The following is a 26,038-nucleotide window of genomic DNA, read 5'->3' on the forward strand; positions in this document are numbered from 1 at the left end:
CTATCAGCCGACCAGCCCGCTGACCACTGCCAAACTGAGGAAGACCAGAAAGCCCATCGAATCGGTCGTCATGGTGACGAAGATCGAGGAGGCGATCGCCGGGTCGCCCTTGAGCTTCTGGATGGCGAGCGGCACCAGCACCCCGGCAAAGCCGGCGATCATGATGTTGCACAGCATCGCCGTGCCGATCACCGCGCCGAGCAGCGGGTTGCTGAACAGGAGGGCGACGATGGTGCCGATCACCAGCGCCACGGTGCTGCCGTTGAGCGCGGCGATCGACAGCTCGCGCCGGATCGCCCGCCAGGTGTTGGCATCAGTGAGCTGGTTGGTGGCAAGCGCGCGCACCGTCACCGCCAGGGTCTGCGTCCCGGCATTGCCGCCAATGCCAGCGACGATCGGCATGAGCGTGGCGAGCGCGACCATGGTGGCGATCACCTCCTCGAATTGGGCGATCACCGAGGATGCGACCGAGGCGGTGAGCAGGTTGGCAAGCAGCCAGCGCACCCGGGCCTTGTAGCTGTCAGTGATCGGCTCGTTGATGTCGCCATCGCCCGCGCCCGAGAGCAGCAGCGCGTCCTCGCCGGCTTCCTCGGAGATGATGTGGACGATGTCGTCCACCGTCATCTGCCCCACCAGCCGCCCGCTCTCGTCCACCACCGCGGCCGAGATCAGCGCATATTTCTGGAACATCAGCGCCACCTCTTCCTGATCCATGGTGACAGGGATCAGGGTCTGGTCGCGCTTCATCACATCGGTGAGGCGGACGTTGCGCGGGGTGGTGAGGATCCACGAGAGCGCGCAGGTGCCGACCGGGTGGAAGCCCTCGTCCACCACGAAGACCTCGTAGAAATCGTGCTCGATATCGCCCTGTTCGCGCAGGTAATCGATGAGATCGCCCACGCTCATGTGCTCGGGCACGGCGACGAAGTGGCGGCTCATCAGCCGCCCGGCGGTCTCCTCGGGATAGGCGAGTGCGCTTGCCACCGCGGCGCGGGTTTCTGGCTCGAGCTCGGCGATCACCGCGGCCTGATCGGCCGCGTCGAGGTCCTCGATCAGCTGCACCGCATCATCGGTGTCGAGCTGTTCGGCGATGGTGGCGACCGCCTGGGCGGGCAGGGCCTCGATCAGGTCCTCGCGCACGTAATCGTTGAGCTCGGCGATCACCTCGCTGGTCATCAGGTCGCTGATCGCTCGGGCAAGCTCGGCCCGTTCGGAGCGCTCGAGCAGTTCGATGAGGTCGGCAATGTCGGCGGCATGGAGCGGCTCGACCAGGTCATAGACCGCGCCCTTGTCGCCCGCCTCGAGCGCGGCGCGCACGGAAGCGACGTAATCGGCCTTCAGCCGGTTCTCGCTGTCGAGCCGCTCGTCATCGACCCGGTCATCCGGGCGCACGGCAACCTCGCCCGGATCGGCGATCCCTGCCGGTTCGTCGATGATGCGCTCCTCGGCCATGGCGCGGCGTTTACGGGGGGAGGCGCGAAAAGCAAGCGCGGGAGGGTGACAGCGCGCGATTGCCTGCTAAAAGCCGCGCCCAGCACCAACAGGAGACCGCAGCCATGGCCGAAACTCTTACCTTCACGCTCGATACCGGCGATGGCGTGCCCAAGGAGGTGGTGATCCGCCTGCGCCCTGATCTGGCCCCCGGCCATGTCGCGCGCATCACCGAGCTGGCGCAGGAAGGCTTTTATGATGGCGTGGTGTTCCACCGCGTGATCGATGGCTTCATGGCGCAAGGGGGCGATCCTACCGGCACCGGCATGGGTGGCAGCGACAAGCCCGATCTCAGGGCCGAGTTCAGCGATGCCCCGCATGTGCGCGGCACCTGCTCGATGGCGCGCACCAGCTATCCGCACTCGGCCAATTCGCAGTTCTTCATCTGCTTTGACGATGCCACCTTTCTTGACGGGCAATATACCGTGTGGGGCGAGGTTGAAAGCGGGATGGAGCATGTCGATGCCCTGCCGCGGGGCGAGCCGCCGCGCGCGCCGGGGAAGATCGTGAAGGCGACCGTCGCCTGAGCGGCTGCGCCCTTCCGGGCGAGGGGAAGCCGGCAGGGCCGGGGCGCGGCGCGGTTGTGCGCGCGTCGCCCTGCGGCTAAGAGCGCGCCGATCATGAAACCCACCCGCGCCCCCCAGACCTACCGGGTCAAGAGCTTCGGCTGCCAGATGAACGTCTATGACGGCGAGCGCATGGGCGAGCTGCTGGCCGAGCAGGGCATTACGCCCGCGGCGGAGGGTGAGGAGGCCGATCTCGTCATCCTCAACACCTGCCACATCCGCGAGAAGGCGGCCGAGAAGGTCTATTCCGATATCGGCCGGCTGGTCGCGGCGGGCAAGGAGAAGGGCAAGGCGCCGCTGATCGCGGTCGCCGGCTGCGTCGCCCAGGCCGAGGGTGAGGAGATCATGGCGCGCGCCCCGGCGGTCTCGATCGTCGTCGGCCCGCAGGCCTATCACCGCCTGCCCGCGATGATCGCGGAAGCGACGCGCGGCCGGCGCGCGACCGATACCGACATGCCCGCGATCGCCAAGTTCGACGCGCTTCCGGCGCGGGCGAAGCGCGGGCCCAGCGCCTTCCTTACCGTGCAGGAGGGCTGCGACAAGTTCTGCACCTATTGCGTGGTGCCCTATACCCGCGGGGCGGAGATCTCGCGGCCCTTCAACGATCTCATCGCCGAAGCGCACCGGCTGGTGGAGCAGGGCGCCAAGGAGATCACCCTGCTCGGCCAGAACGTCAACGCGTGGAGCGGCGAGGACGACAAGGGCCGCCGCGTGGGGCTTGGCGGGCTCATCCGCCGGCTGGCCGTGATCGACGGGCTGGAGCGCATCCGCTACACCACCAGCCATCCCAAGGACATGGATGATGACCTCATCGCCGCGCATGGCGAGGTCGAAAAGCTCATGCCCTATCTCCACCTGCCGGTGCAGAGCGGCAATGACCGCGTGCTCAAGGCAATGAACCGCCAGCACAGCGCCGAGAGCTATTTGAAGATCATCGAGAAGGTGCGCGCCGCGCGCCCCGATATCGCGCTTTCGGGCGATTTCATCGTCGGCTTTCCGGGCGAGAGCGAGGCCGAATTTGCCGACACGCTGAAGCTCGTGGACGAGGTGCGCTATGCCGCCTGCTTCAGCTTCAAGTTCTCGCCCCGGCCCGGCACCCCTGCCGCGACCATGGAGGGCCAGGTCGCGGCGGACGTGATGGATGATCGGCTCCAGCGGCTTCAGGCCCGCATCGCCGCGCACCAGCTGGCCTTCAACGAAGCCAGCCTCGGCAAGACCTGCACGGTGCTGGTCGAACGCCGCGGGCGCCACCCCGGCCAGTGGCTGGGCAAATCGCCCTGGCTGCAATCGGTGCACTTCACGGGCGATCACGCGATCGGCGATCTCGTCGAAGTGGAACTGGCCGCAGCCGGGCCCAATTCGCTTTCAGGGCGGGTGCGCACCGCGGTTGCCGTGTGATGACTTTCCACCGCCGCGTGGGCGCGCGGCGCTTGCTTTGGCCCGAGGCGCGCCTAGGCTTGCGACTCGTGGGCCGGGGATCGCCCCCGGCCTCAGCCGAAGGAACCTATGGGCCGCAGACCCTCCCGTGCCGGCAATCCGGCGCTCTCGTCTGATCCGCGCGGAGGCGCCGCAGGCCGGCGGGCGCGGGCCGATCTCACCTTTGAGAACCAGGCGCTGCTCGGGCCGCTGTTCGGCCAGTTCGATGCCAACCTGGTGCAGGTGGAAAACCGCCTCGGGGTGTTCATCCACGCCCGCGGGCACCAGGTGATGATCGAGGGCGCCGAGGATGATGTCGCCCGCGCGCGCGATACGCTCAATTCGATGTATGATCGGCTCGCCCGCGGCGAGGCGCTCGATGCCGGGGCGATCGAAGCGCTGATCGCCATGTCGGCCGAGCCGACGCTCGAGGGGATCATTTCGGGCGAGCACGATGCGCCCGCGGTGATGATCCGCACCCGCAAGAAGACCATCGTGCCGCGTTCGGCCACCCAGATCGCATACATGCGCGCGCTGGCGCGTGATGATATCATCTTCGCGCTTGGCCCGGCGGGCACGGGCAAGACCTATATCGCGGTGGCCCAGGCGGTAAGCCAGCTCATCACCGGCTCGGTGCAGCGGCTGATCCTTTCGCGCCCGGCGGTCGAGGCGGGGGAGAAACTGGGCTTCCTGCCCGGCGACATGAAGGACAAGGTCGATCCCTATCTGCGCCCGCTCTATGATGCCCTCAATGATTGCATGCCGCCCGAACAGGTGCAGCGCCGGATCGACAGCGGCGAGATCGAGATCGCGCCCATTGCCTTCATGCGCGGGCGCACGCTCGCCGACAGCTTCATCATTCTCGATGAGGCGCAGAACACCACGCGCGAGCAGATGAAGATGTTCCTCACCCGCTTCGGCCAGAACAGCCGCATGGTGATCTGCGGCGATCCCAAGCAGGTGGACATTCCCGGAGGCCCGGCGATGAGCGGCCTCAATGATGCTGTGCGGCGGCTCGAAGGCGTCGAAGGCTTCGGCACCATCCGCTTCACCGCCGCCGACGTGGTGCGCCACCCGATCGTCGGGCGGATCGTTGCGGCCTACGAGAACGACGGCGAGGACGCAGCCTAAGGCGCGCTAGCGATCGGGGTGATCGGCGGATCGGCAAGCGGCCAAAGGCGGGTGGGGCTGATGGTCTGGAACCACACCAGCACATCATGGCCGACCACCGGATCGCCCGGTATCTGGCCCGTGGCCGGATCGCTGATCTGCCAGGCATCGGGCACCACCACCGCACCGGCCCAGCCGCGCCAATAGGGTCGCGTGGCCCAGCTGGCGATCAGCGGGGTTGCCGGGCGGGTGGCCATGTCGATCCACATCGCCTGCGCTCCGGTGCGGTCGAACAGGTTGCCGAGTTCCCCGGGGCGGTTGTTGGCAAGGCTCACCACGTCGAGATTGCGCCGCGTCCTGAGGTCGGGCGCGCCGTCCGGGCCGAGCGCGGTGATGGTCGAACGGAAGCTGCCCTTCGACCAGGTGAAGCCCACCGCGGCATAATCTGCGCCCAGCCTGTCGCCGATGGTGCTGCCGAGCGTCTGGAAACCCATCGCCCGGACAAAGCCGGGCACGTCCCTCATCACATGCGAATCATGCGCCCACAGCACCGCGCGCTCGCCGGGGGCGAGCATGGCGATGGCGTTCTCGCCCATGAAGCGGTCGCGCCGCGAGAAATAGGCCGGATCGGCCTTTGACTTGTCGGCATCCTCGCGGTCGAACTCGAAGGCGGCGAGCGCCTGCTGCGCGGTGATCGCGGCAAAGCGTGCGCGGGCAAAACCGGGCGCGGCGCGCACCGCAGGGGCAGCACTCTCGAACCATTGGACGAGCGCGGCGGTGGTGGCCATCACCCGGTCAAATTCGGCGCGGCTCGAGGTATCGACCCAATCGACGAAGCGCCCCCCGGGTTTGAGCCCCCCCATGTCTGCCGCCCATTGCGCGGCTTTTGCCGGATCGTGCGCGGCGATGAAGTCGAGCGCCACGGCGCTGTCGCGCCCGGCATCCTGACAATCAAGGCCGACGATCCGCACCGGGTTTGCCGCGTTCTGGTTCCAGGCGCGCAGCCACAGCAGCAAGCCGGCAAATTCGTCGTTGCGCCAGATGCGGAAGAAGGATCCCGTGCGCATCACCGCGGCCGGATCGCCCGTGCCTTCGCGCACATAGCGATCGAACTGCTCGCCCGCATCGCGGTTGGCTTCGAGCAGCAGCGCCGTCACCTCGCCGCTGCGCACCAGCTGCTTGATCAGCTCGGCCTTGAAGGCCTGGTCCTGGTGCGAGCCGTGCGTTGCCTCGCCGATCCCGACAATCCGCGCGCGGCCCAGCCTCTGCGCGAGCGGGGCGAGGGTATCGCCATCATAGGCCGAAGGATCAAAGGCGATGCCCTTGTCCTTGAGCCAGGCGATCGCGGCGGCCTCTTCCTCGACGGTTGCGGGCGCGGGATCGGGCATGGCCGGCTGGGCAAACGCCCCGCCTGTCCCATGAGCCCACAACAGCGCGGCCATCGCCAGCGTGAAAAAGCGCATCGATTGTCCCCCCCGGGAAGTGCACAAGGCGCTAGCTTAGCCGCAGCCCTGCGCCGAGCGAAGCGGAAAATCACGCCAGGCCAAAATTCTGTCCGGCTGGCCCTGCGCGCCTTGCCCAAGCCGCAAAAGCAAGGTTTCGCGCCGCGTCCGTTGGCACTATCGGCACCTCATGCAGCTGGATATCGACATCGTGGACTGGCCCGAGGGCCCGTGGGAGGAACTGGCGCAGCGCGCCGCGCGGGCCGCGGCCGAGCACGAGCCGCTGCTCGCCAATGCGCGGCTTGCGGCGAGCCTGCTGTTCACCAGCGATGCCGAGGTTCACGCGCTCAACCGCGAATGGCGCGGGCGCGACAAGCCCACCAACGTGCTTTCCTTCCCGATGCTCGCGCGCGGCGAACTCGCGGCGCTTGCGTCCGATGGCCCGCCGGTGCTGCTCGGCGATATCGCGCTGGCGCATGAAACCTGCGCGCGCGAGGCGGCGGACAAGGGCATCGCGCTTGCCGATCATGCCACCCATCTGATCGTCCATGGCCTGTTGCACCTGGCTGGCCACGACCATGTGGCCTCGGACGAGGAGGCCGAGGCGATGGAGGCGCTCGAGCGGCGGATACTTGCCAAACTGGGCATCGCTGACCCATATGGCGACTGAGGCAACAGGGAGCACCCCACAAGGCCATGGCCGATTCCCATTCGTCCGCACCCCCGACGGGAGAGGCGGACAGTAGCAGCGGGCTGATGTCCGCGCTGCGCCGGCTGCTCGGGCTCGACAGTGCCCGTTCGCTGCGCGAACAGCTTGAAGAGGCGATCGACGAGCACGAGGAGGAGGGCGCCGATCCCGGTGCCGATGCCGCCCGCAGCAGCCGCGGCGATCTGTCGCGGGTCGAGCGGCAGATGCTGCGCAACCTTTTGCACTTTTCCGAGCACGATGCCGATGACGTGGCGGTGCCGCGCGGCGAGATCATCGCGGTCGATGCCGCGATCAGCTGGGCCGAGCTGGTCGCCGCCTTCGCCGAGCATGGCCATTCGCGCATGCCGGTCTATCGCGAGACGCTCGACAATGTCATCGGCATGATCCACATCAAGGACGTTTTCCCCTTTCTGGCCAAGGGTTTGCCGCCGCCCGAGGACTGGACCACGCTGATGCGCCAGCCGCTCTATGTGCCGCAGACGCGCGGCGCGCTCGACGTGCTCGCTGACATGCGCACCCAGCGGGTGCACCTCGCCATCGTGCTCGATGAGTTTTCCGGCACCGATGGCCTCATCACCATCGAGGATCTGGTCGAGGAGATCGTCGGCGAGATCGAGGACGAGCACGATGATGCCCCGCGCCCGCTGATCGTGCCGATCGGCGAGGGCATGTGGGACTGCGATGCCCGCGCCGAGCTTGATGACATCGCCGAGGAGATCGACCCGCGCCTCGCCGAGGTCGAAGAAGCGGTGGACACCCTGGGCGGGCTTGCCTTCGTGCTGGCCGAGGCGGTGCCGCAGGTCGGCACGGTGCTGGAACATCCGAGCGGCTGGCGCATTGAGGTGACCGCGGGGGATGAAACCCACGTCACCCGGCTGCGGCTGCACCCCCCGGCAAGCGAGGCAGAGGTGCAGTAAGCGCAACGGAGCGCTTGTCCACACAAATTTCCTTTCCTTTTTTGCATCCTTTCGGCGTCTCGGGCGTATCTGCGCGCACAAGGAGACCCGTCATGCCCGCCCGTCGCTTGCCTCCCCTGCGCGCGCTCGAAGCCTTCATGCGCACTGTCCGCCTCGGCTCAGCCCGGGCCGCGGCCGAGGAGATCGGCCTTTCGCCCTCGGCGCTCTCGCGGCGGATCAGCAATCTCGAGGAATTCGTCGGCAAGAAGCTCTTCACCCGCGCGCGCCAGTCGATGCAACTCACCGACGAGGGCCAGGCCTTCTACGAGGCGGTCAATCCGCACATGGAAGCGCTCGCCCGCGCGATCGAGAGCCAGTCGGACAATATCTCGCTGCTGCGCCTCAGGCTCGGGGTGCTGCCGATGTTCGGCAGCCAGCGCCTGTTCCCGCGCCTTGGCGAATTGCGCAAGCGCCACCCGCTGCTCCACATCGACATCGACACCGCCCCCCATCTAGAGGACCGCGTGGGCGACACGCTCGATGCCGCGATTATCCTATCGCGCGGGCCGGCAAGTGGGCTCCATGCGGTGCGGCTCGATCACAACCTCGTCCATGCGATCTGCTCGAAGGAGGTGGCGCGCGCGATCGGGCCCGCAATCACCCCCGAGGTGATGGCCAAGCAGACCTTCCTCATCCACAACGAGCTGCCCGAAAGCTTCATCGCCTGGAAGAAGGCCAATGGTCTGGAGAACATGGATCCGGTGGCGATCGACCACTATGATTCGGGCGCGCTGATGCTCGAGGCGGCGGCCCAGGGGCTGGGCATTGCGATCATGCATGATGATCACCTGCGCCGCGCCAATGACAACCGCCTGACCAACCTGCCCGGCGTGCCCGTGGAAAGCCCCTATTCCTACTGGTTCGTGTGCAAGCCCGTCGCGCTGGAGAGCCGCCCGGTGCGCATCTTCCACGATTGGCTGGTGCGCGCCGGGCTTTAGGCGCCAGGGCGTGCGGCGGCCTCAATCCGCCGGGGGCTCGACCGCCTCGGGGGCATAGCGCACCGGCGGCACGCTGTGGGCAAAGGGGCGCAGCGGGCGCCCGAGGATCTCCAACAGCCCTTCCTCGATGCGGCGGCGCGATTCCTGCCCGATCGCCTTGCGGCCCTTGAAGTCCTCGGGGCTGAAGGGTTCGAGAAAATGCACCCGCAGGCGGAAGCTCCCCCGGCGGGCGAGCACGCGCTTGGCGTTGTTGATCCCGCTTTCATTGCCGATCCAGCCGATCCACTCGGCCACCGGGCCATAGTCAAGGATCACCGGCTGCACCAGCACCCCCGGCGGGGGCGGCTCGAGCACCGAGAGCATCGAGGTCTTGAACGGCAGCAGCGATTGCCCGTCGGTGGTGGTGCCTTCGGGGAACACCGTCACCGACCAATTGTCGACCAGCGCTTCCTTGAGGGCATTGATCTGTTCGGCAACGCCCATGCGGTGCTCGCGCTTGACAAAGACGGTGCGGTTGAGCCGCGCGAGCCAGCCGACCAGCGGCGCCTCGGCCAGTTCGGCCTTGGCGACAAAGGCGGTGCCGCTCGCCCCGGCGAGCGCGAGGATGTCGATCCACGAGACATGGTTGGCGACGAAGAACACGTCGCGCTTCAGATGGGTGCCGATCACCTCGACCCGGGCGCCACAGACCCGCGCGGCATAGCGCAGGAACAGCATCGGGAAGGGCGAGCCATAGGCAAAGGCCCGGTAGAGATAGTGCAGCGGCACGAAGATGAGGAGCAGGCCGACAAGCGCGAGCGCGCGCAGGCCGATGCGCAGCCAGCCGAGCGCGGAAACCGGCGTTGCCTCACCCCTTGCGGCCGCCTCGCGCAGCGCCCGTGCGCGCGCATCCGGCGCCGCGGCGGCGCGCTCAGTCATTGCGCGAGAGGCGCACGCCGTAAAGCTCCATGCGGTGATCGACCAGGCGATAGCCGAGCCGCTCGGCGATCTGGCGTTGAAGCGCCTCGACCTCGGGATCGACGAATTCGACCACCTTGCCGGTCTCGACATCGATCAGGTGATCGTGATGGGCCTCGGGCACGGGTTCATAGCGCGAGCGGCCATCGCCGAAATCGTGGCGATCGAGGATGCCGGCCTCCTCGAACAGGCGCACGGTGCGATAGACCGTGGCGATCGAGATGCGCGGATCGATCGCCGCGGCGCGGCTGTGCAGCAGCTCGACATCGGGGTGATCGTCGCTCTCCGAGAGCACCCGGGCGATCACCCGGCGCTGTTCGGTGATGCGCAGGCCCTTTTCGGCACAGAGTTGTTCGAGATCGATTTTCCGGGTCAAGGAAACGCTCCATCGCAAGGAGGCGCCCGCCCCGCCGGCGGGAAGGCGCGCCCAAAAGCCAAGCCGCCCCAACCCTACAGGGACGAGGCGGCTTGCTCAAGCGGGCCGGGGGCCCTCTCAACAGCGGCCTTGCGGCCGGTGCCCGCGGCTGCGACCCGGGGCGGCACAGTCAGCGGCCGATCAGGCGGCCTTCTTGGCGCGGCGGCCGCGCGGCGCGGCGCCGGGCTTGCGCCCCAGCCCGATCTGCTTGGCAAGATCGCGGCGCTTTTCGGCATAATTGGGGGCGACCATCGGATAATCGGCCGGCAGGCCCCACTTGGCCCGGTATTCCTCGGGGCTCATGTTGTAATTGGTGCGCAGATAGCGCTTGAGCATCTTCAGTTTCTTGCCGTCTTCAAGGCAGACGATGTAATCGGGCTTGACCGAATTGCGGATCGCCACCGCGGGCTGCGGCTTGGGTTCTTCCGCCGCCGGGGCCTCGCCCAGCGCCGCCAGCGCAGCATAGACATTGGTAATGAGCGCGGGCACATCGGCCACGGCCACCTCGTTATTGCTGACATGGGCAGCGACGATATCGCTCGTCAGCGTGATAAGCGTTTCTTTCATTGCGAATTCCGGTTCCTGCATGAGTTCCTCTTTGGCGTTTTTTGAGGTGCGCCTGATCGCGCCCATGGCGCATTTGCGCAAGCTTTGCAATTGTCCCGAGATCATTTCGCACGGTTTTGCGGCAAGACCTGCAAATTACAGGCTACGCGCAAAAGTAATCGCGTCGATGCGCGTGCCATTGGCCATGCGGTAATAATTGCGGCGCTCGCCGATCGGTTCGAAACCGAGCTTGTGATAGAGGTGGATCGCCGGGTTGCCGCGGCGCATCTCGAGGAAGATGCGGTTGACCGCGCGGGTGCGCGCCGCGGCGAGCAGGTGCCCGATCAGCGCCGTGCCCACCCCGCGCCGCCGCGCTCCGGGCACCACCGCGATGAGCAGCAGTTCCTCCTCGTCGAGCACGTGGCGCGAGAGCACGAAGCCCGCAGGCGCCGGGGCCGGGCCGGGGCCTGCGTCGATCGGCGCGCCCTCGGCATCGACCACCAGCGCATGGGTGCTGGGCAGCACCAGCGCCTCGGCCACCTGGCGCCGCGTCCAGGCCTCGCCATAGGCCGGATCGAAGGCCGCCTCCATCACCGCCATGATGCGGTCGAGCTGATGGGGGCAGGGGCTGGTCATCGCGGCGCCCGGGCGGCCATGGGGGTGGCATCGGCGCCGCGGCCATAGATCGGCGCGAGGTGATCGCTGAGCAGCGCCGGGGGGATGAGGGGGGCGCAGGACGCATCGGGCAGGAGCGCGAGCGCCTCGTGCCCGGCGCCGATGAGGCCGGCAAGTTCGGCGGCGCGGTTGCCCGCGATCAGCGGCGCGGCCCCGCGCGCGGCCGCGGCCGCGGGGGTGAGCGAGCGCGGAGCGCCCAAGGGCAGGCCCGCCGCATCGAAATCGGCGACGAACCATTCGCCGTGCCCGCCGTGGACGCACACCGTTACCCTCGCGCCGGGGCGGGCGGCACGCGCCTGCGCGGCGATGAGCGCGAGCGTGGGATAGCCCAGCACCCTTGCGTCCCAGGCCAGCCCGAGCGCGCGCGCGCTGGCGAGCGCGATCCGCACCCCGGTGAAGCTGCCCGGCCCGAGGCCGACGAGGATGCGGGCGGCATGGCCCTTGTCCGGCAGAGCGGCGATCATCGGCACCAGCGCCTCGGCATGGCCGCGGCCGATCACCCGGTGATCGCGCGCCAGCAACGCCTCGCCCGCGAACAGGGCGATGCTGCAGGCTTCCGAAGCGGTCTCGATCACGAGGGTGCGCATCGCCGCCGCCCTGCCTCAGCGGCGCGCCGCCCGCAAGCGGGCAATGCGCGCTCAAGCGATGCGGGTGAAGCGCTCGAACTCGGGCCGCGGCGAGCGGGCAAAGATGCTGTCCGGATCGCCATAGCCAAGCGCGCAGATGAAATTGACCCGGTGACGCGGCTCTTCGGCAAAAAAGGCGGCGTTGACCGCAGCCGGATCGAAGCCCGACATCGGCCCGCAATCCAGCCCCAGCGCGCGCGCGGCGAGCATCAGATAGGCGCCCTGAAGCGAGGAATTGCGCAGCGCCGCCTCCTCGCGCTGGGCCTCATCGCCCTCGAACCAGCTTTTCGCATCGGTGTGGGGGAAGAGCCAGGGCAGCTCCTCGTGAAAATCGATGTCATAGCCGATCACCGCGACCACGGGGGCTGAGAGCACCTTGGCCTTGTTGCCCTCCATCACGCATTCGGCAAGGCGCGCCTTGGCCTCGGGCGATTTGACCCACACGATCCGCACCGGCTGCATGTTGGCCGAGGTCGGCCCCATCTTCATCAGCTCCCAGATCGCGCGCAGCTGCGCGTCGCTCACGGGCCGATCGCGCCAGCCATTGTAGCTGCGCGCCTCGCGGAACAGCTGGTCGAGCGCCTCGGGGCTCAGCGCCTGATCGTGGAACTGGCGGGTCATGCGGCGCGCACCTCGGTCACCTGCGGCACATAGTGTTTGAGCAGGCCCTCGATCCCGTGCTTCAGGGTCGCGGTGCTCGAGGGGCAGCCCGAGCACGAGCCCTGCAAGGTGAGATAGACCACTCCGTCGCGATAGCCGCGATAGGCGACATCGCCGCCATCGCCCGCCACCGCCGGACGCACCCGGGTTTCGAGCAGTTCGTGGATCGCCGCAATCACCTCGGCATCCTCGGGCCGCTCCTCCACCGCCATGTCGGTCTCGGGCGGCACGGCGATGTCGCTGGCGCTCGCCGGGGCAAAGAGCGGGGCTTCGGAGACGAAGTGATCGAGCAGGATTGCGATCACCTGCGGCTTGAGCGCGCCCCAATCGGCCCCCGGCGCAGCGGTGACGGCGATGAAATCGGTGCCGAACAGGACATTGACCACCTCGCCCGTGTCGAAGATCGCCTGCGCCAGCGGACTGGCGGCGGCGGCCTCGGGGCTGGCGAACTCGCGGCTGCCCGCCGGCATCACCGCCCGGCCGGGCAGGAACTTGAGGGCAGCAGGGTTGGGGGTGGTCTCGGTTTCGATGAACATGGGGGCGATTTAAGAGCGATTTTGTCCGATTTCAAGCGCGCTGCGCGGCGTGCCTTGCCCCCCTCGTGCATTCACTATCGCTTCACCTTTTGCCGCCCTATAAGCCCGCCATGGCCTTGCTTTCCCGCGCCGCGCGCGCTCTCGCCCTCGTTCTTGCCCCGATCGCGCTGGCCCAGCCGCTGCTCGCCCAGAACAGCCGCCCCAACGCGCCGGCGGCGGTGGCCGATGCGCTTGCCGAGGTGCCGCCGCCGCGCTGGCTCCAGCAAGCGGGCACGGTGCCGTGGCTCTACCGCGGCAGCGATGTGCCGGTGGATGACCAATGGCTGTTCGGCGAGCTTCCCAATGGCCTGCGCTATGCCGTGCGACGCAACGGCGTGCCGCCGCAGCAGGTCTCGATCCGGGTGCGGATCGATGCCGGCTCGCTCCACGAGGAGGAGGGCGAGCAGGGCTTTGCCCATCTTCTCGAACACCTGTTGTTCCGCGAGAGCAAATATTTGCGCCCCGGCGAGGCGATCCCGGCCTGGCAGCGGCTCGGCGCCACCTTCGGCAGCGACACCAATGCCGAGACCACCCCCACCCACACGGTTTACAAGCTCGACATTCCCAATATCGGTGCGGCCAAGCTGATCGAGAGCTTCCGCCTGCTTTCGGGCATGGTGCGCGCGCCGGTGCTCAATGATGCCAATGTCGCGGCCGAACGCCCGATCGTGCTGGCCGAGAAGCGCGAGCGCGGCGGGGCCGGGCAGCGCGCCGCCGATCTTACGCGCACCACCTTCTTTGCCGGCCAGCGCCTGGCCATCCGCAATCCGATCGGCACCGACGCAACGCTCAAGGCCGCCACGGGCAAGGCGGTGCGGGCCTTCTACGAGCGCTGGTATCGCCCGGAAAACGCGGTGATCGTGGTGGCGGGCGATTATGATCCCATCGTGCTCGCCGGGCTGGTCGAGCAGTGGTTCGTCGACTGGCAGGGCGCGGGCGCCCCCGCGGCTGCGCCCGATTTCGGCGATCCGGTGCCACCCGCAGATGCCGCCCCCGCGGCGGGGCTTGCCGCGCCGATCGGCGAAGTGGCGATCGGGGTCGAGCCCGATCTGCCGCGCAGCCTCACCTATGCGGTGCTGCGTCCCTGGCGTCAGGTCAATGACACCATCGTCTATAACGAGGGCCTGCTGATCGACGGCATCGCCCAAGCGATCATCAACCGCCGGCTCGAGGCGCGGGCGCGCGGCGGGGGCAGCTTCCTCTATGCGCAGGTGCGCCAGGAGGACGTTTCGCGCTCGGTCGATGGCACCTTCGTCACGCTCGCCCCGCTCAGCGAGGACTGGCAGGCCGCGCTGGCCGATGTGCGCAGCGTGATCGCCGATGCCCTCGCCAATCCGCCGACCCAGGAGGAGATCGACCGCGAGGCCGCCGAGTTCGAGGTCGCCTATGTCAACGCGGTCGAGCAGGCCAGCGTCGAGGCCGGTTCGCAAGTGGCTGACAATCTCGTCAACGCGGTCGATATCCGCGAGACCGTCGCCGCGCCGCAGGTGGTGCTCGATGTCTTCCGCGGCATGAAGCGGCGGCTCACCCCCGAGGAGGTGCTCGCACGCACCAGGGCGCTGTTTACCGGGGTGGTGACCCGGGCGGTCTATATCACCCCGGCGGCGGGCGAGGCCGATGCGGCGCGTCTGCGCCTTGCCCTTTCGCGCGAGGCCGCCGCCGATGGCACCGCGCGGCTTACCGCGCAGACCATCCGCTTCGAGGATCTCCCGGCGATCGGTGCGCCCGGGACCATCACCGAGGAAGCCCCGCTCGGGGTGCTCGAGATCGAGCGGGTTGCATTTGCCAATGGGGTCAAGGCGCTGCTGTGGTCGAACAATGCCGAACCGGGCCGGGTGACGGTGCGGGTGCGCTTTGGCGCGGGCTGGCGCGCCTTTGATGCGAAGAATGCCGTCTATGCTGCGCTGGGCGAGGCGGCGCTGGTCGGCTCGGGCCTGGGCGATCTTGGCCAGAACGAGCTTGATCGTCTCGCCACCGGGCGCAAGCTCGGCTTTGACTTTGCCATCGAGGAGGGGGTGTTCACCTTCACCGCCCAGACCCGTTCGGAGGACGTGAACGACCAGCTCTATCTCTTTGCCGCCAAGCTCGGGATGCCGCGCTGGGACAAGGAGCCGGTGCTGCGCGCCCGCGCCGCGGCCGAGCTTGCCTACAACACCTATGCCACCAGCCCCGGCGGGGTGCTCAATCGCGATCTCGATTATCTCGTCACCGGCGGGGACCAGCGCTTTGCCACCCCCGATCCGGCCGCGCTCAGGGCTGCCACGCCCGAGGGTTTCCGCGAGGTGTGGGAGCCGCTGCTTGCGCAGGGGCCGATCGAGGTGCTGGTGTTCGGCGAATTCGATGCGGCCAAGGTCAAGGAGCAATTGCGCCTGACCTTCGGCGCGCTGCCCGAGCGCGCACCCATCCCGGCCGAGATCGCCGCGCGCCCCGTGCCTTTTGCCGCGCCCACGCCGCGGCCTGCGGTGATCGCCCATCGCGGTGATGCCAACGAGGCCGCGGCGGTGGTCGCCTGGCCGAGTGGCGGGGGCGTTGCCAGCCTGCGCGAGAGCCGCCAGCTCGAAATCCTCACCCAGCTGTTCAACAACCGCCTGCTCGATGCCCTGCGCGAGCGCGCCGGGGCGAGCTATTCGCCGCAGGTCTTCTCCAACTGGCCGGTCGATATCGACAGCGGCGGGCGGATCACCGCGATTGCCCAGCTCGAGCCGGGGTTCGTCCCTGCCTTCTTTGCCGAGGCGGATCGCATCGCCCGCGATCTTGCCGCCAATCCGCCCACGGATGACGAGCTGGCGCGGGTCACCGGCCCGCTCGGCCAATTGATCCGCCGGGCTTCGACCGGCAACCAGTTCTGGCTCTACAACCTCGAGGGGGCCACGAGCGATCCCATGCGGGTGGCGCTGCTGCGCACCCTGCTTGCCGATTATTCGCAGACCACGCCCGCGGCGATGCAGGCGCTCGCGGCGCGCTATCTCGCGCCCGAGAAGGCCTATCGCCTCGCGGTGCTGCCCGAGGGCCAGAGCCTTGCCGCCGAGCCGAAAAGGGCAAAGGCGGGGCGCGCGGCCAAGGGGCGCTGATCGGCCCGCTCGCTTGGGCCAAGCGGGAAATATCATTGTCGCAAGGCCCATTGCCGCTTTACAATTGCTGCCCGCCTCCTGTAGCGCGCGCGCCCGAACCTGCGCGCCCCCTCGAGGCGCTGGCTGATGGAAAGTGATTGCACCGTGCCCGAGACCTGGACCCCGGAGAGCTGGAAGGCCTTTGAAGCGCGCCACCTGCCGCATTACGAGGATGCCGCGGCCCTCGCCGAGGTGGAGCGCACGCTTTCGACCTATCCGCCGCTGGTCTTTGCCGGCGAGGCGCGCGCATTGAAGGCCGAGCTTGCCGAGGTCGCGCGCGGGCGCGGCTTCCTGCTCCAGGGCGGGGACTGCGCCGAGAGCTTTGCCGAGTTCCACCCCAACAATATCCGCGACACCTTCCGCGTCATCCTGCAGATGGCGGTGGTGATGACCTTTGCCAGCAAGCGCCCGGTGGTGAAGGTCGGGCGCATGGCCGGGCAGTTCGCCAAGCCGCGCTCCTCGCCCACCGAGACCATCGGCGATGTCACCCTGCCGAGCTATCTGGGCGACAATATCAACGGCATCGAGTTCGATCCCGAGGCGCGGCGCAACGATCCGCAGCGCATGGTGCGCGCCTATTCGCAGGCCGCGGCGACGCTCAACCTGCTGCGCGCCTTTGCCGGCGGGGGCTATGCCAATTTGCGCCAGGTGCACCAGTGGACGCTCGATTTCATGGGCCGCACGCCGTGGACCGAGAAGTTCAGCGAGATGGCCGACCGCATCGGCGAGGCGCTCGATTTCATGGAGGCCTGCGGGGTCGATCCCGAAACCGTGCCGCAGCTCAAGGGCACCAGCTTCTACACCAGCCACGAGGCGCTGCTGCTGCCCTACGAACAGGCGATGACGCGGCGCGATTCGCTCACCGGCGCCTGGTATGCCACCAGCGCCCACATGCTCTGGATCGGCGATCGCACCCGCTTTCCGGGCAGCGCCCATGTCGAGTTCGCCCGCGGGATCGGCAATCCGCTGGGCATGAAATGCGGCCCCAGCCTCGAGCCCGATGTGCTGCTGCGGCTGCTCGACACGCTCAACCCCGCGCGCGAGCCGGGGCGCATCACCCTCATCAGCCGCTTCGGGCACGACAAGGTCGAGGAAGGGCTTTCACGCCTGGTGCGCGCGGTGCAGCGCGAAGGCCACCCGGTGGTGTGGAGCTGCGATCCGATGCACGGCAATGTCGTCAAGTCCGAAAGCGGCTTCAAAACCCGGCCCTTTGATCGCATCCTCAAGGAGGTGAAGGGCTTCTTCGCCGTCCACCGGGCCGAAGGCTCGCACCCCGGCGGGATCCATATCGAGATGACCGGGCAGGATGTGACCGAATGTGTCGGCGGCGCGGTGGCGATCACCGAGGAGCGCCTGGGCGACCGCTATCACACCCATTGCGATCCCCGGCTCAACGCCGAACAGTCGCTGGAACTCGCCTTCCTTGTCGCCGAGATGCTCAACGCCGCGGCCGCCGGGCGCGAGAGCGAGCTGAGCGCCGACGCGGCCTGATCGGCGCCGGGCGCGCGCAGAGCGGCCCCTCGGCGGGCAAAAAGGGTTGATTTTGCGATAGCCCGCGGCTTCGTCCGGGCGTCTTTCCTGTGTCATCACCTCAGGGCATGACATCGGGGGCGCGCGCGGCGCGCGGCAGAAGGGAGCACGGCGGCGCGATGCAAGGCCAGCACCAGGCGTTCGAGCAGCAGGGGGACGCGGGCACCGGCCGCGCCGCGCGTTTTGCTGCGGTGCGCGCGCTCAGCGAGGCGCTGGCCGCACCGCTGAGCGAGGCCGATGCCTGCCTCCAGTCCATGCCCGATGCCTCGCCCGCCAAGTGGCATCTCGCGCACACCACCTGGTTCTGGGAAACCTTCCTCCTGCGCGATCACCTGCCGGGCTATCGCCTGTGGCGGGATGATTGGCCCTATCTGTTCAATTCCTACTACGAGGCCGAAGGGCCGCGCCTTGCCCGCCACCAGCGCGGGATGCTCTCGCGCCCCAGCATGGCCGAAGTGCTCGCCTGGCGCGCCCACGTGACCGAGGCGATGGCGCCGCTGCTCGCCGATCCGGCGCTTGGCGATCTGATCGCGCTGGGGATCGCGCACGAGGAGCAGCATATCGAGCTGCTGCTCACCGACATCAAACACGCCCTGTTCCTCAACCCGCTCGGCCCGGCGATGTGGGAGGGCCTGCCGCCCCCGCCGCCTGCCGCGCCTGCGCCGCCGCTCGGCTGGACTTTCCACCCGGGCGGGATCGTCGGCATCGGCCATGAGGGGACGGGATTTGCCTTCGACAACGAGGGCCCGCGCCACCGCGTGCTGATCGCGCCCTTCGCGCTCGCCGACCGGCTGGTGACGAACCGCGAGTGGGAGGCCTTCATTGCCGCGGGCGGCTATGCCGATCCGCGCCTGTGGCTTGCCGATGGCTGGGCCTGGGTGCAGCGCGAGGGCATCACCGCGCCGCTCTATTGGCGCGATGAGCTGCACTTTACCCATCAGGGCTGGCAGCCACGCGACCCGCACGCACCAGTCACCCACATCTCCTATTTCGAGGCCGATGCCTATGCCACCTGGGTGGGGGCGCGCCTGCCGAGCGAGTTCGAATGGGAAGCGATCGCCGCTGATCACGATCCTGCCGCGGGCAACCAGCTCGGTGGGGCAGGGCCGGTGCTGCCGCGGGGGAGCGCGGGGCTGTTCGGCGATTGCTGGCAGTTTACCAGCTCGGCCTATCTGCCCTATCCGCGCTTCCGCCCGGCAGCCGGGGCGATCGGCGAATACAACGGCAAGTTCATGAGCGGGCAGGTGGTGCTGCGCGGCGCCTCCTGCGCCACGGTGCGCGGCCACGCCCGCGCCACCTATCGCAACTTCTTCTACCCCCACCAGCGCTGGCAGTTCACCGGCCTTCGCCTCGCACGGGATGCCTGAGATGACGATGCCAAAGGGCCTCAAGCTGGTGGAGCGCGATGCGGGCGGCGTTGATCCGGCGTTCCGTGCCGATGTGCTCATTGGCCTTGCGCAGCCGCAAAAGGCGGTGCCGGCGCGCTGGTTTTATGATGATGCCGGTTCCGCCCTGTTCGAGGCGATCACGCGCCTGCCCGAGTATTACCTTACCCGCGCCGAGACCGCGATCCTCGAGCGCAGCGCCGGCAAGATGGCGGCGCTGATCGGGCCGGGGCGGGCGGTGGTCGAGTTCGGCTCGGGCTCCTCGCTCAAGACCCCGCTGCTGCTCGCCTCGATTGCCCCTGCGGCCTATGTCCCGATCGACATTTCCGGGGATTTCCTGCGCGCGTCGGCCGCAGCGCTGGCGGCCAAGTTCCCGGGCCTGCCGGTGCACCCGGTCGAGGCCGATTTCATGCGCCGGGTCGAATTGCCGGGCGAGGTCGCGGGCCTGCCCAAGCTCGGCTTCTTTCCCGGATCGACCATCGGCAATTTCGTGCCCGCCACCGCCACCGATCTGCTGCGCACCATGCGCGCCGCGCTGGGCGAGGGGGCGCTGCTGCTGATCGGTGTTGATCTGGTGAAGGACCGGCGCGCGCTCCTTTGTGCCTATGATGATGCTGAAGGGGTGACCGCGGCCTTTAACCGCAATCTCCTTTCTCGCATCAATCGCGAGCTTGAGGGCGATATCCCGGTTGATCGCTTTGCCCATCAGGCGCGCTGGAACGATGCCTATGCCCGGATCGAGATGCATCTTGCCGCGCAGGAAGACCTTGCCTTCAGCGTCAGCGGGAAGCGCTTTGCCATGCGCCGCGGCGAGACCATCCACACCGAGAACAGCCACAAGTTCACCCGCCGCTCGGCAGGCTTGCTGCTGGCCGCGGGCGGGTGGGAGCCGCGCGCCTGCTGGTACGATCCCGCGCGGCGCTTTGCCGTGCTGCTGGCCGAGGCCTGCCCGCCGCGTTCGGCGCCCTGAAACCGGGCGCGCTCCCCAAGCGTAGTGGGGCCATGGACAGGAATGCAGACATTCTGGTGATCGGCGGCGGCATGGCCGGGCTTGCCGCGGCGCGCGCGCTGCACGAGGGCGGGGCGCGGGTGATCGTGATCGACAAGGGCCGCGGGCCCGGCGGGCGCATGGCCACCCGGCGGGTGGAAGTCGCCGGCCATCAAGTGAGCTTCGATCACGGGGCGCAATATTTCACCGCGCGCGATCCGGCCTTTCGCGCCGTGGTGGCGGGCTGGGAGGCGGCCGGGGTCGCGGCGCGCTGGCCCGCGGCAGGAGAAGAGGCCTGGGTCGGCACCCCGGGGATGAACGCGTGCCTGCGCGCCATGGCCGCAGGGCTGGAGGTGCGCTGGGGTCTCAGGGCCGAAGGCGTGGCGCGGGTGGACGCGCGCTGGCAGGTGACGGCGGGCGGGGAGAGCTTCGCGGCCCCGACCCTGATCGTGGCGATCCCGGCAGAGCAGGCGGCGGTGCTCCTGGCCGAGCCTGCCCCCGCACTTGCCGCGCGCGCGGCCAGCGTCACCTCGGCCCCGTGCTGGGCGGTGATGGCGCTGTTCGCCGCGCCGCTGCCGCTGGGCGATACCTTCCGTGCCGAACAAGGCCCGATCGCCTGGGCGGCGCGCAACGGGACCAAGCCCGGGCGCGAGGGGGCCGAGACCTGGGTGATCCACGCCAGCCCGGCGCGCACCCGCGCATTGCTCGACCTGCCCAAGGATGAGGTGGCAAAGGCCCTGCTTTCCGATTTCTTCGCCGTCACCGGCACCGACCCAGTCGTGCCCCTGCATTGCGATGCACACCGCTGGCTCTATGCCCTGCCCGAGCCGCTGGCGGGCGAGGGCGCGGTTTTCGATGCGGCGCTCAGGATCGGGATCGCGGGCGACTGGCTGCACAGCCCGAGGGTTGAAGGGGCGTGGCTTTCGGGCCGACGCCTTGCCGCGCTGGCAGGGGACGAGGCACGCGCGCTTCCCGCCTGAGCCCGCCGCCCCCCGTCAGCCCGCGGCGCGGCACTCCCGGATCGCGGCGATGATGCGCGCCATGTCGCTCTCGAGCCGGGCGGCGAGCGCGGCATCGTCGAGCCGGTCGAAGGCGCTGACCTGCGGCATCGCGATCCCAACCCGCAAGGTCGCACCCCAGCGCCCGTCGGGCAGCTTCACGCATTTGACCGGCTGGCCGAGCCGCACCCCGCGCCCGACGAGCGCGCGGTGCAGCGCCACCGCGGCATCGAGATCGGGGGCGCCGGGCTGCGGCGTCAAATCAATGGTTGAGAGCGTGCGCATCTCCACCGGGTGGGCATCGCCCTCGGCCCGCGCCCCCGGCTCGTAGGGCGCCAGCCGCCGCCCGCCGAGCGTCTCGACAAAGGCGGCGCGCACTGCGGCGTGGAAGGCCAGCACCACCCGCTCGACCCGCGGCAGGGCCAACGCCTGGAAGCGCTCGAGCTCGAAGATGCTCGCTTCGAGCCGCAGCAGCAGGCCGAGATTGGCCTCCTCGGGCAATTGCGCGGTGCCCGGCCACTCTGCGGGCCATTCGGCGCGGCGGAAGATCGCGGCAAAGCCGCTCGGCAGTTCGGCGGCTTCGGCGATCACCGCTTCGGGCACCAGGGCAAACCCGCTGAAGGGCGGGCCGCCCATGAACTTCGATCCGGTCAGCATGACGATGCAGCCGCGCGCCAGATAGGCGCGGATCGCCGCGCTGGTGATGCGCGCCTGGCAGGCATCGACGATGAAGCTGATCGCGCCGCCGTGGCGCGCCCGGAGCGCGTCGATATGGTCAAGATGCGGCACCACCAGCCCGGTCTTGCTGCCGTGGAGCACGTGGACGAGGCTGTGCAGCCCCTGCGACCGGGCCTCGCTCACCGCTGCCTCGATCCCCGCGGCGATCTCGGCGGCACTGTAGGCGCGCCCGGCATCGTCGCGCACCGGCAGGTTGTGGAGCGCCACCCGGGCGGGCAGCGCGCCGCCGATCGGCGCGCCCTTGGTCACCGGCACCCCGCGCGCGGTCTCGCTCGCAAAGAACTGCCCGCGCGCCGAATAGATGCAGCCCGAGCCGACCTCGTCCGCCCCGATCAGGATGTTGCGGATGCCGCCCGCCGCGCGCCCCTTGGCCTCGGCAAGGCCGATATATTCCAGATCGGTGCCCGAGGCGGCAAACACCACCCCGATCGTGCGATCAAGGCCATAGGCCGCGCGGATGCGCGCGCGCAGCGCCTCGAGCGCCGCGGCATAGGCTTCCGGCGTGAGCGCATCGCCCGGGGCGAGCGCTTCGAGCCGGCCGAGGCAATGGGCAAAGGCATCGGCGGAAATGTCATTGGCGGTGGACGAGGCATAGGCGAGCGTCTCGACCGGCCAGGGCGAACTCATGTACTGGTTGCGCCGGGTGGCCGGATCGATGGCGATGCGCGCATCGCCGCCGCTGCTCAGCAGGCGGCCGAGCCGCTCATGCGGGGTCTCGCCGCCCGCGGCAGCGCGTGGGTGGGGCAGGGTCATAGAAGCGCCCTTAGCCAAGCGCGCGCGCCAAGGGTAGCGGTTGATTGTCGCGCGCCCATCCTTTAGAGCGCGCCGCCTTCCTTGCCGCAAGAGACCCGGAAAACAACATGGCGAGCCCGACCATCCGCCCCACCTTGATCCCTGACGAGGCCAAGGCGCGCCTCACCGTGCTGTTCATCGCCAAGCACGCACTGGGCGATGGCTCGCTCCACCCCGAGGACGGCAACCACGCGATCTATCACCACGAGGTGCGCACCATCCTTGAAGGGATTGGCATCGGCTTGAAGGTTGCCAACAGCTACAACGCCCTGTTCGAGCGGCCCGAGGGGGTGGATTTCGTCTTCCCGCTGCTCAACCGCGGGGGCTTTCTCAATTCGGAGATGCTGCTGCCGCTGCTGTGCACCCGGCTGGGCCTGCCCTATCTTGGCGCTACCCCGATCCTGCGCGGGCTTTCGGACGACAAGCACCTCTCCAAGCTCGAGGCGCGCGCGCGCGAGGTGCCGACCGCGCCTTGGGCGATCTTCCGCCGCGGCGCCCCGGTCGATGTCAGCCGCTGCCCGCCGGCCGAGCGCTGGGTGATCAAGCCCAATGCCTCCTCGGCAAGCTGGGGGGTGCAGGATGCCTTCGACGCCGAAGGGCTGGAGCGCGCGATCGCCTCGGTCCATGCCGATGGGCACGATGCGATCGTCGAGCCGTTCCTCGTTGGCAGTGATGTCGAGGTGCCGGTGATCACCGTCAATGGCCGGCCGACGATCATGCCGATGATGCAGTTCCTGCAGGCCGATCCGGCGCATCTGCGCACCTATTACGAGAAGCGCGATCTGGTTGACCGTTCGAGCAAGTATAGCCTCGTGCCCTATGAGCGGCCCGAGATGGTGGCGCGCATCACCGCGATGACCGAGGCGCTGATCGGGATCTTCGAGCCGTTCGATTATGGCCGCTTCGAGTTCCGGGTCGATGATGCCAGCGGGCGGATCGATTTTCTCGAGGTCAATCTCAACTGCAACCTGTGGTCGCAGAAGGTGTTCGGCCGCTCGGCCCTGCTGGCGGGGATGAGCCAGGAGCAGCTGATCGAGACCATCCTTGCCGAAAGCATGGCGCGACAGGGCCTGTTTGCGCGATGAGCCGGGCCTCGGCGATCGTGCTCGCTGGGCGGCGCGACGGCGCGCTCGATCCGCTCGCCGCCGCGCACGGCGTGGCCGACAAGTGCCTGGTGCCAGTGCTGGGCACGCCCTGCATCGAGCATGTGCTCGCTGCGCTCGCCGCGGCGCCCGAGATCGGCCAGATCGTGGTCTCGATCAACGATCCGGCGATCCTTGCCGGCCTGCCCATGGCCGAGCGGCTGATGGGCGAGGGGCGGTTGATCGCGATCAGGGCCGCAGCCAATCTTGCCGACAGCGTGATCGAGGCAGCCGGACGGGCGCCCTTTCCGCTGCTGGTGACCACCGCGGACAATGTGCTCATCACGCCCGAATCGATCGCGGCGCTGATCGCCGGGGCGGGCGATGCCGATGCCGCAGCGGCCTTTGCCCGCAAGGCCGATATCCTTGCCGCCCACCCCGAAGGCCAGCGGCGCTTCTATGAATTTGCCGATGATGGCTATTCCAACTGCAACACCTACTGGATCGCGCGCAGCGATGTTCTCAGGGTGGCGGAGATCTTCCGCGAGGGCGGGCAATTTGCCAAGCAGCCGCGTCGGGTGATCGGCGCCTTCGGCCTCATCAACACGCTGATGTTCCGCTGGGGGTGGCTCAGCCTCGAGGCGGCGATGCGGCGGGTGTCGCGGCGGATGGGCCTAACCCTCGTGCCGGTGGTGCTCGCGGATGGGAGCTATGCCATCGATGTCGACAATGCGCGCACCCACGCCTGCGCCAGCGAGATCATGGCCCGGCGCCGTCAGGCCGCGAGCGCCGCGGGGCAATAGCGCGCCAGATATTCGCCATGCCCCGGCATGGCGCCCACGAGATAGCGGATCGAGCGCTCCATCTCGTTGACCTCATGCGCGGTCGTGGCCGGATCGAGCGCATCGGCCATGGCATTGTGGCTGCCCATCTCGATCCCCTGGCCCATCATCACCGCCGCCCAGCTGGTCTCGGTGAACAGCTCGTCCTCCTCGCGGAAGATCTGCCCGTTGGCCTTGAACAGCTCGACCTTCTCGGTGAGCGTCTCGGGCACCTCCATGGTGCGGACATGGTTCCAGAAGTCCGAATCATCGCGGCTCGTGGCGTTGTAGTGGAGGATCAGGAAATCCCGGATGCGGGCATATTCGCGCCCCGTCAGCCTGTTGAAGGTATCCTCCTGCACCTTGGTGATGCCCTCGAGCGAGAGGAGCGAGATCAGCTTGTCGATCCCGGTGTTGATGAGGTGGATCGAGGTGGATTCGAGCGGCTCCATGAAGCCCGCGGCAAGGCCGAGGGCGACGACGTTCTTGTTCCAGAACTTCTTGCGCCGCCCGGTGACAAAGCGCAGCCAGTTGGGCTCGGCCTGGGGTTTGCCGGCGATGTTGCCAACAAGGATGTCGAGCGCTTCGTCATCTTCCATGAAGGCGCTGCAATAGACATGGCCATTGCCGTTGCGGTGCTGGAGCGGCACCTGCCATTGCCAGCCGGCGCGGTGCGCGGTCGCGCGGGTGAAGGGCGGGGGCGGGCTGCCATCCTCGCGCAGGCAGGGAAGGGCCACCGCACGGTTGCAGGGCAGCCAGTGACTCCAGTCCTCATAACCGGTCTTTAGTGCCTGTTCGATCAAGAGGCCGCGAAAGCCCGAGCAATCGATGAACAGGTCGCCCGCAAAGCTGCGCCCGTCCTCGAGCCGCACGCTGGTGACAAAGCCGCTCTGGCCATCGAGCGCGACATCGACAACCTTGCCCTCCTCGCGCACCACCCCGCGCGCCTCGGCAACGCGGCGCAGATAGGCAGCATAGCGGCCCGCATCGAGGTGATAGGCATAGTTGACCGGGGGCAGATCGTCGCGGCGATAATCCTGCGTGCGGGCGAACTTGCCGAAACAGGCGGCCATGGTCTCGAGGTTGAACACCTGAATCGGGCGCGGATCGCCGGCCTTGGCCATGCGGTGCCAGACATGGTGGAAGCTGATCCCCCCCATCGAATAGCCATAGGCGCCGAAGGGGTGGATATAGCTGTCGCCGATCCGGCCCCAGTTTTCAAACTGGATGCCGAGCTTGAAGGTGCCGCCGACCGCGCTCAGCATGTCTGCCTCGTTGATGCCGAGCAATTCGTTGAAGCCAACGAAGGGTGGAATCGTCGCTTCGCCCACGCCCACGGTGCCGATCGCCTCGGATTCGATCAGCACGATTTCGAGCGGCCGCCCGGCCTTGATGCGCGAGAGCGCGGCGGCCGCCATCCACCCGGCGGTGCCGCCCCCGACGATGACAATCCGTTCAATCGCCATGCCTTTTTCCTCTCCCGCGCGGCCACGCACCGGCTCTGGTGTGGGC

24 protein-coding genes are annotated in these 26,038 nt (G+C 68.4%); 13 read left to right on the top strand and 11 right to left on the bottom strand.

What is annotated here, in order from left to right; all coding sequences use genetic code 11:
- Positions 1-3: 3 nt before the first annotated feature.
- Positions 4-1,452, bottom strand: a complete 1,449-nt coding sequence (gene mgtE / locus G524_RS0106505; protein WP_027442992.1) for a magnesium transporter — start codon at positions 1,450-1,452, stop codon at positions 4-6.
- A 104-nt stretch (positions 1,453-1,556) separates the two neighbouring features.
- Here mgtE and G524_RS0106510 point away from each other — a divergent pair, with 104 nt between their 5' ends.
- From G524_RS0106510 to G524_RS0106520, 3 genes are all read left to right on the top strand, one after another.
- Positions 1,557-2,018, top strand: coding sequence for a peptidylprolyl isomerase (locus G524_RS0106510; RefSeq protein WP_027442993.1), 462 nt, complete (start codon positions 1,557-1,559; stop codon positions 2,016-2,018).
- Between the two features lie 93 nt (positions 2,019-2,111).
- Positions 2,112-3,455 carry a tRNA (N6-isopentenyl adenosine(37)-C2)-methylthiotransferase MiaB gene (miaB, locus tag G524_RS0106515; RefSeq protein ID WP_027442994.1) on the top strand — a complete coding sequence of 448 codons (1,344 nt, stop codon included), beginning with the start codon at positions 2,112-2,114 and terminating at the stop codon, positions 3,453-3,455.
- A 108-nt stretch (positions 3,456-3,563) separates the two neighbouring features.
- On the top strand, positions 3,564-4,604 hold the full coding sequence (locus G524_RS0106520; protein ID WP_027442995.1) for a PhoH family protein: 1,041 nt from the start codon (positions 3,564-3,566) through the stop codon (positions 4,602-4,604).
- Here G524_RS0106520 and G524_RS0106525 read toward each other — a convergent pair.
- Positions 4,601-6,046, bottom strand: coding sequence for an erythromycin esterase family protein (locus G524_RS0106525; protein WP_027442996.1), 1,446 nt, complete (start codon positions 6,044-6,046; stop codon positions 4,601-4,603). The genes G524_RS0106520 and G524_RS0106525 overlap by 4 nt on opposite strands.
- A gap of 169 nt (positions 6,047-6,215) precedes the next feature.
- On the opposite strand from G524_RS0106525, the gene ybeY reads away from it, so the two are divergent.
- The 3 genes from ybeY (at position 6,216) to G524_RS0106540 (ending at position 8,628) form a co-directional block, all read left to right on the top strand.
- Positions 6,216-6,695, top strand: a complete 480-nt coding sequence (gene ybeY, locus G524_RS0106530; protein WP_027442997.1) for an rRNA maturation RNase YbeY — start codon at positions 6,216-6,218, stop codon at positions 6,693-6,695.
- 86 nt (positions 6,696-6,781) lie between these two features.
- Positions 6,782-7,651 (top strand): hemolysin family protein, encoded by an 870-nt coding sequence (locus G524_RS0106535; RefSeq protein ID WP_245561313.1) that lies wholly within the window; start codon positions 6,782-6,784, stop codon positions 7,649-7,651.
- Positions 7,652-7,743: 92 nt separating this feature from the next.
- Positions 7,744-8,628: a LysR substrate-binding domain-containing protein gene (locus tag G524_RS0106540; protein ID WP_084625079.1), complete on the top strand. Its 885-nt coding sequence runs from the start codon at positions 7,744-7,746 to the stop codon at positions 8,626-8,628.
- 21 nt (positions 8,629-8,649) lie between these two features.
- Here G524_RS0106540 and G524_RS15175 read toward each other — a convergent pair whose 3' ends face one another.
- The 7 genes from G524_RS15175 to G524_RS0106575 form a co-directional block, all read right to left on the bottom strand.
- Positions 8,650-9,546 (bottom strand): lysophospholipid acyltransferase family protein, encoded by an 897-nt coding sequence (locus G524_RS15175; RefSeq protein WP_036857569.1) that lies wholly within the window; start codon positions 9,544-9,546, stop codon positions 8,650-8,652.
- Complete coding sequence (locus tag G524_RS0106550) at positions 9,539-9,961, bottom strand: Fur family transcriptional regulator (protein WP_027443000.1); 423 nt, start codon at positions 9,959-9,961, stop codon at positions 9,539-9,541. Before G524_RS0106550 ends, G524_RS15175 begins: the two co-directional genes overlap by 8 nt.
- Before the next feature lie 180 nt (positions 9,962-10,141).
- The gene (locus G524_RS0106555) at positions 10,142-10,588 is read right to left on the bottom strand and encodes a Ros/MucR family transcriptional regulator (protein WP_027443001.1); all 447 of its coding nucleotides are present in this window, start codon (positions 10,586-10,588) and stop codon (positions 10,142-10,144) included.
- A gap of 114 nt (positions 10,589-10,702) precedes the next feature.
- A complete protein-coding gene (locus G524_RS0106560) occupies positions 10,703-11,182 on the bottom strand; it encodes a GNAT family N-acetyltransferase (protein ID WP_036857570.1) in 480 nt (159 codons plus the stop codon).
- On the bottom strand, positions 11,179-11,808 hold the full coding sequence (tsaB, locus tag G524_RS0106565) for a tRNA (adenosine(37)-N6)-threonylcarbamoyltransferase complex dimerization subunit type 1 TsaB (RefSeq protein ID WP_027443003.1): 630 nt from the start codon (positions 11,806-11,808) through the stop codon (positions 11,179-11,181). Before tsaB ends, G524_RS0106560 begins: the two co-directional genes overlap by 4 nt.
- A 51-nt stretch (positions 11,809-11,859) precedes the next feature.
- Entirely contained in the window at positions 11,860-12,468 is a 609-nt protein-coding gene (locus G524_RS0106570; protein WP_027443004.1) for a malonic semialdehyde reductase, read from the bottom strand.
- On the bottom strand, positions 12,465-13,043 hold the full coding sequence (locus G524_RS0106575) for a NifU family protein (RefSeq protein ID WP_027443005.1): 579 nt from the start codon (positions 13,041-13,043) through the stop codon (positions 12,465-12,467). The genes G524_RS0106570 and G524_RS0106575 overlap by 4 nt, the downstream gene beginning before the upstream one ends.
- Positions 13,044-13,153: 110 nt before the next feature.
- On the opposite strand from G524_RS0106575, the gene G524_RS0106580 reads away from it, so the two are divergent.
- The 5 genes from G524_RS0106580 (at position 13,154) to G524_RS15180 (ending at position 21,075) form a co-directional block, all read left to right on the top strand.
- Complete coding sequence (locus G524_RS0106580; protein WP_027443006.1) at positions 13,154-16,153, top strand: M16 family metallopeptidase; 3,000 nt, start codon at positions 13,154-13,156, stop codon at positions 16,151-16,153.
- A gap of 144 nt (positions 16,154-16,297) precedes the next feature.
- Positions 16,298-17,683 carry a class II 3-deoxy-7-phosphoheptulonate synthase gene (locus G524_RS0106585; RefSeq protein ID WP_027443007.1) on the top strand — a complete coding sequence of 462 codons (1,386 nt, stop codon included), beginning with the start codon at positions 16,298-16,300 and terminating at the stop codon, positions 17,681-17,683.
- Between the two features lie 158 nt (positions 17,684-17,841).
- Complete coding sequence (gene egtB, locus G524_RS0106590; protein ID WP_027443008.1) at positions 17,842-19,089, top strand: ergothioneine biosynthesis protein EgtB; 1,248 nt, start codon at positions 17,842-17,844, stop codon at positions 19,087-19,089.
- Between the two features lies 1 nt (position 19,090).
- Complete coding sequence (gene egtD / locus G524_RS0106595; RefSeq protein WP_027443009.1) at positions 19,091-20,077, top strand: L-histidine N(alpha)-methyltransferase; 987 nt, start codon at positions 19,091-19,093, stop codon at positions 20,075-20,077.
- A gap of 32 nt (positions 20,078-20,109) precedes the next feature.
- Positions 20,110-21,075 (top strand): NAD(P)/FAD-dependent oxidoreductase, encoded by a 966-nt coding sequence (locus G524_RS15180; protein WP_036857571.1) that lies wholly within the window; start codon positions 20,110-20,112, stop codon positions 21,073-21,075.
- A 15-nt stretch (positions 21,076-21,090) separates the two neighbouring features.
- On the opposite strand, the gene G524_RS15185 is transcribed toward G524_RS15180, so the two are convergent.
- The gene (locus G524_RS15185; protein ID WP_051220954.1) at positions 21,091-22,584 is read right to left on the bottom strand and encodes a hypothetical protein; all 1,494 of its coding nucleotides are present in this window, start codon (positions 22,582-22,584) and stop codon (positions 21,091-21,093) included.
- Positions 22,585-22,691: 107 nt separating this feature from the next.
- On the opposite strand from G524_RS15185, the gene G524_RS0106610 reads away from it, so the two are divergent.
- Together G524_RS0106610 and G524_RS0106615 are read left to right on the top strand one after the other, a co-directional pair.
- The gene (locus tag G524_RS0106610; protein ID WP_027443010.1) at positions 22,692-23,708 is read left to right on the top strand and encodes a D-alanine--D-alanine ligase family protein; all 1,017 of its coding nucleotides are present in this window, start codon (positions 22,692-22,694) and stop codon (positions 23,706-23,708) included.
- Positions 23,705-24,508, top strand: a complete 804-nt coding sequence (locus tag G524_RS0106615; protein WP_027443011.1) for a nucleotidyltransferase family protein — start codon at positions 23,705-23,707, stop codon at positions 24,506-24,508. The genes G524_RS0106610 and G524_RS0106615 overlap by 4 nt, the downstream gene beginning before the upstream one ends.
- Here G524_RS0106615 and G524_RS0106620 read toward each other — a convergent pair.
- Positions 24,481-25,992 carry a tryptophan halogenase family protein gene (locus G524_RS0106620; protein ID WP_036857572.1) on the bottom strand — a complete coding sequence of 504 codons (1,512 nt, stop codon included), beginning with the start codon at positions 25,990-25,992 and terminating at the stop codon, positions 24,481-24,483. The two genes, G524_RS0106615 and G524_RS0106620, sit on opposite strands and share 28 nt — an antisense overlap.
- Positions 25,993-26,038 lie beyond the last annotated feature (46 nt).

The sequence above is a fragment of the Erythrobacter cryptus DSM 12079 genome (genome assembly GCF_000422985.1).
Classification (GTDB): Bacteria; Pseudomonadota; Alphaproteobacteria; order Sphingomonadales; family Sphingomonadaceae; genus Erythrobacter; species Erythrobacter cryptus.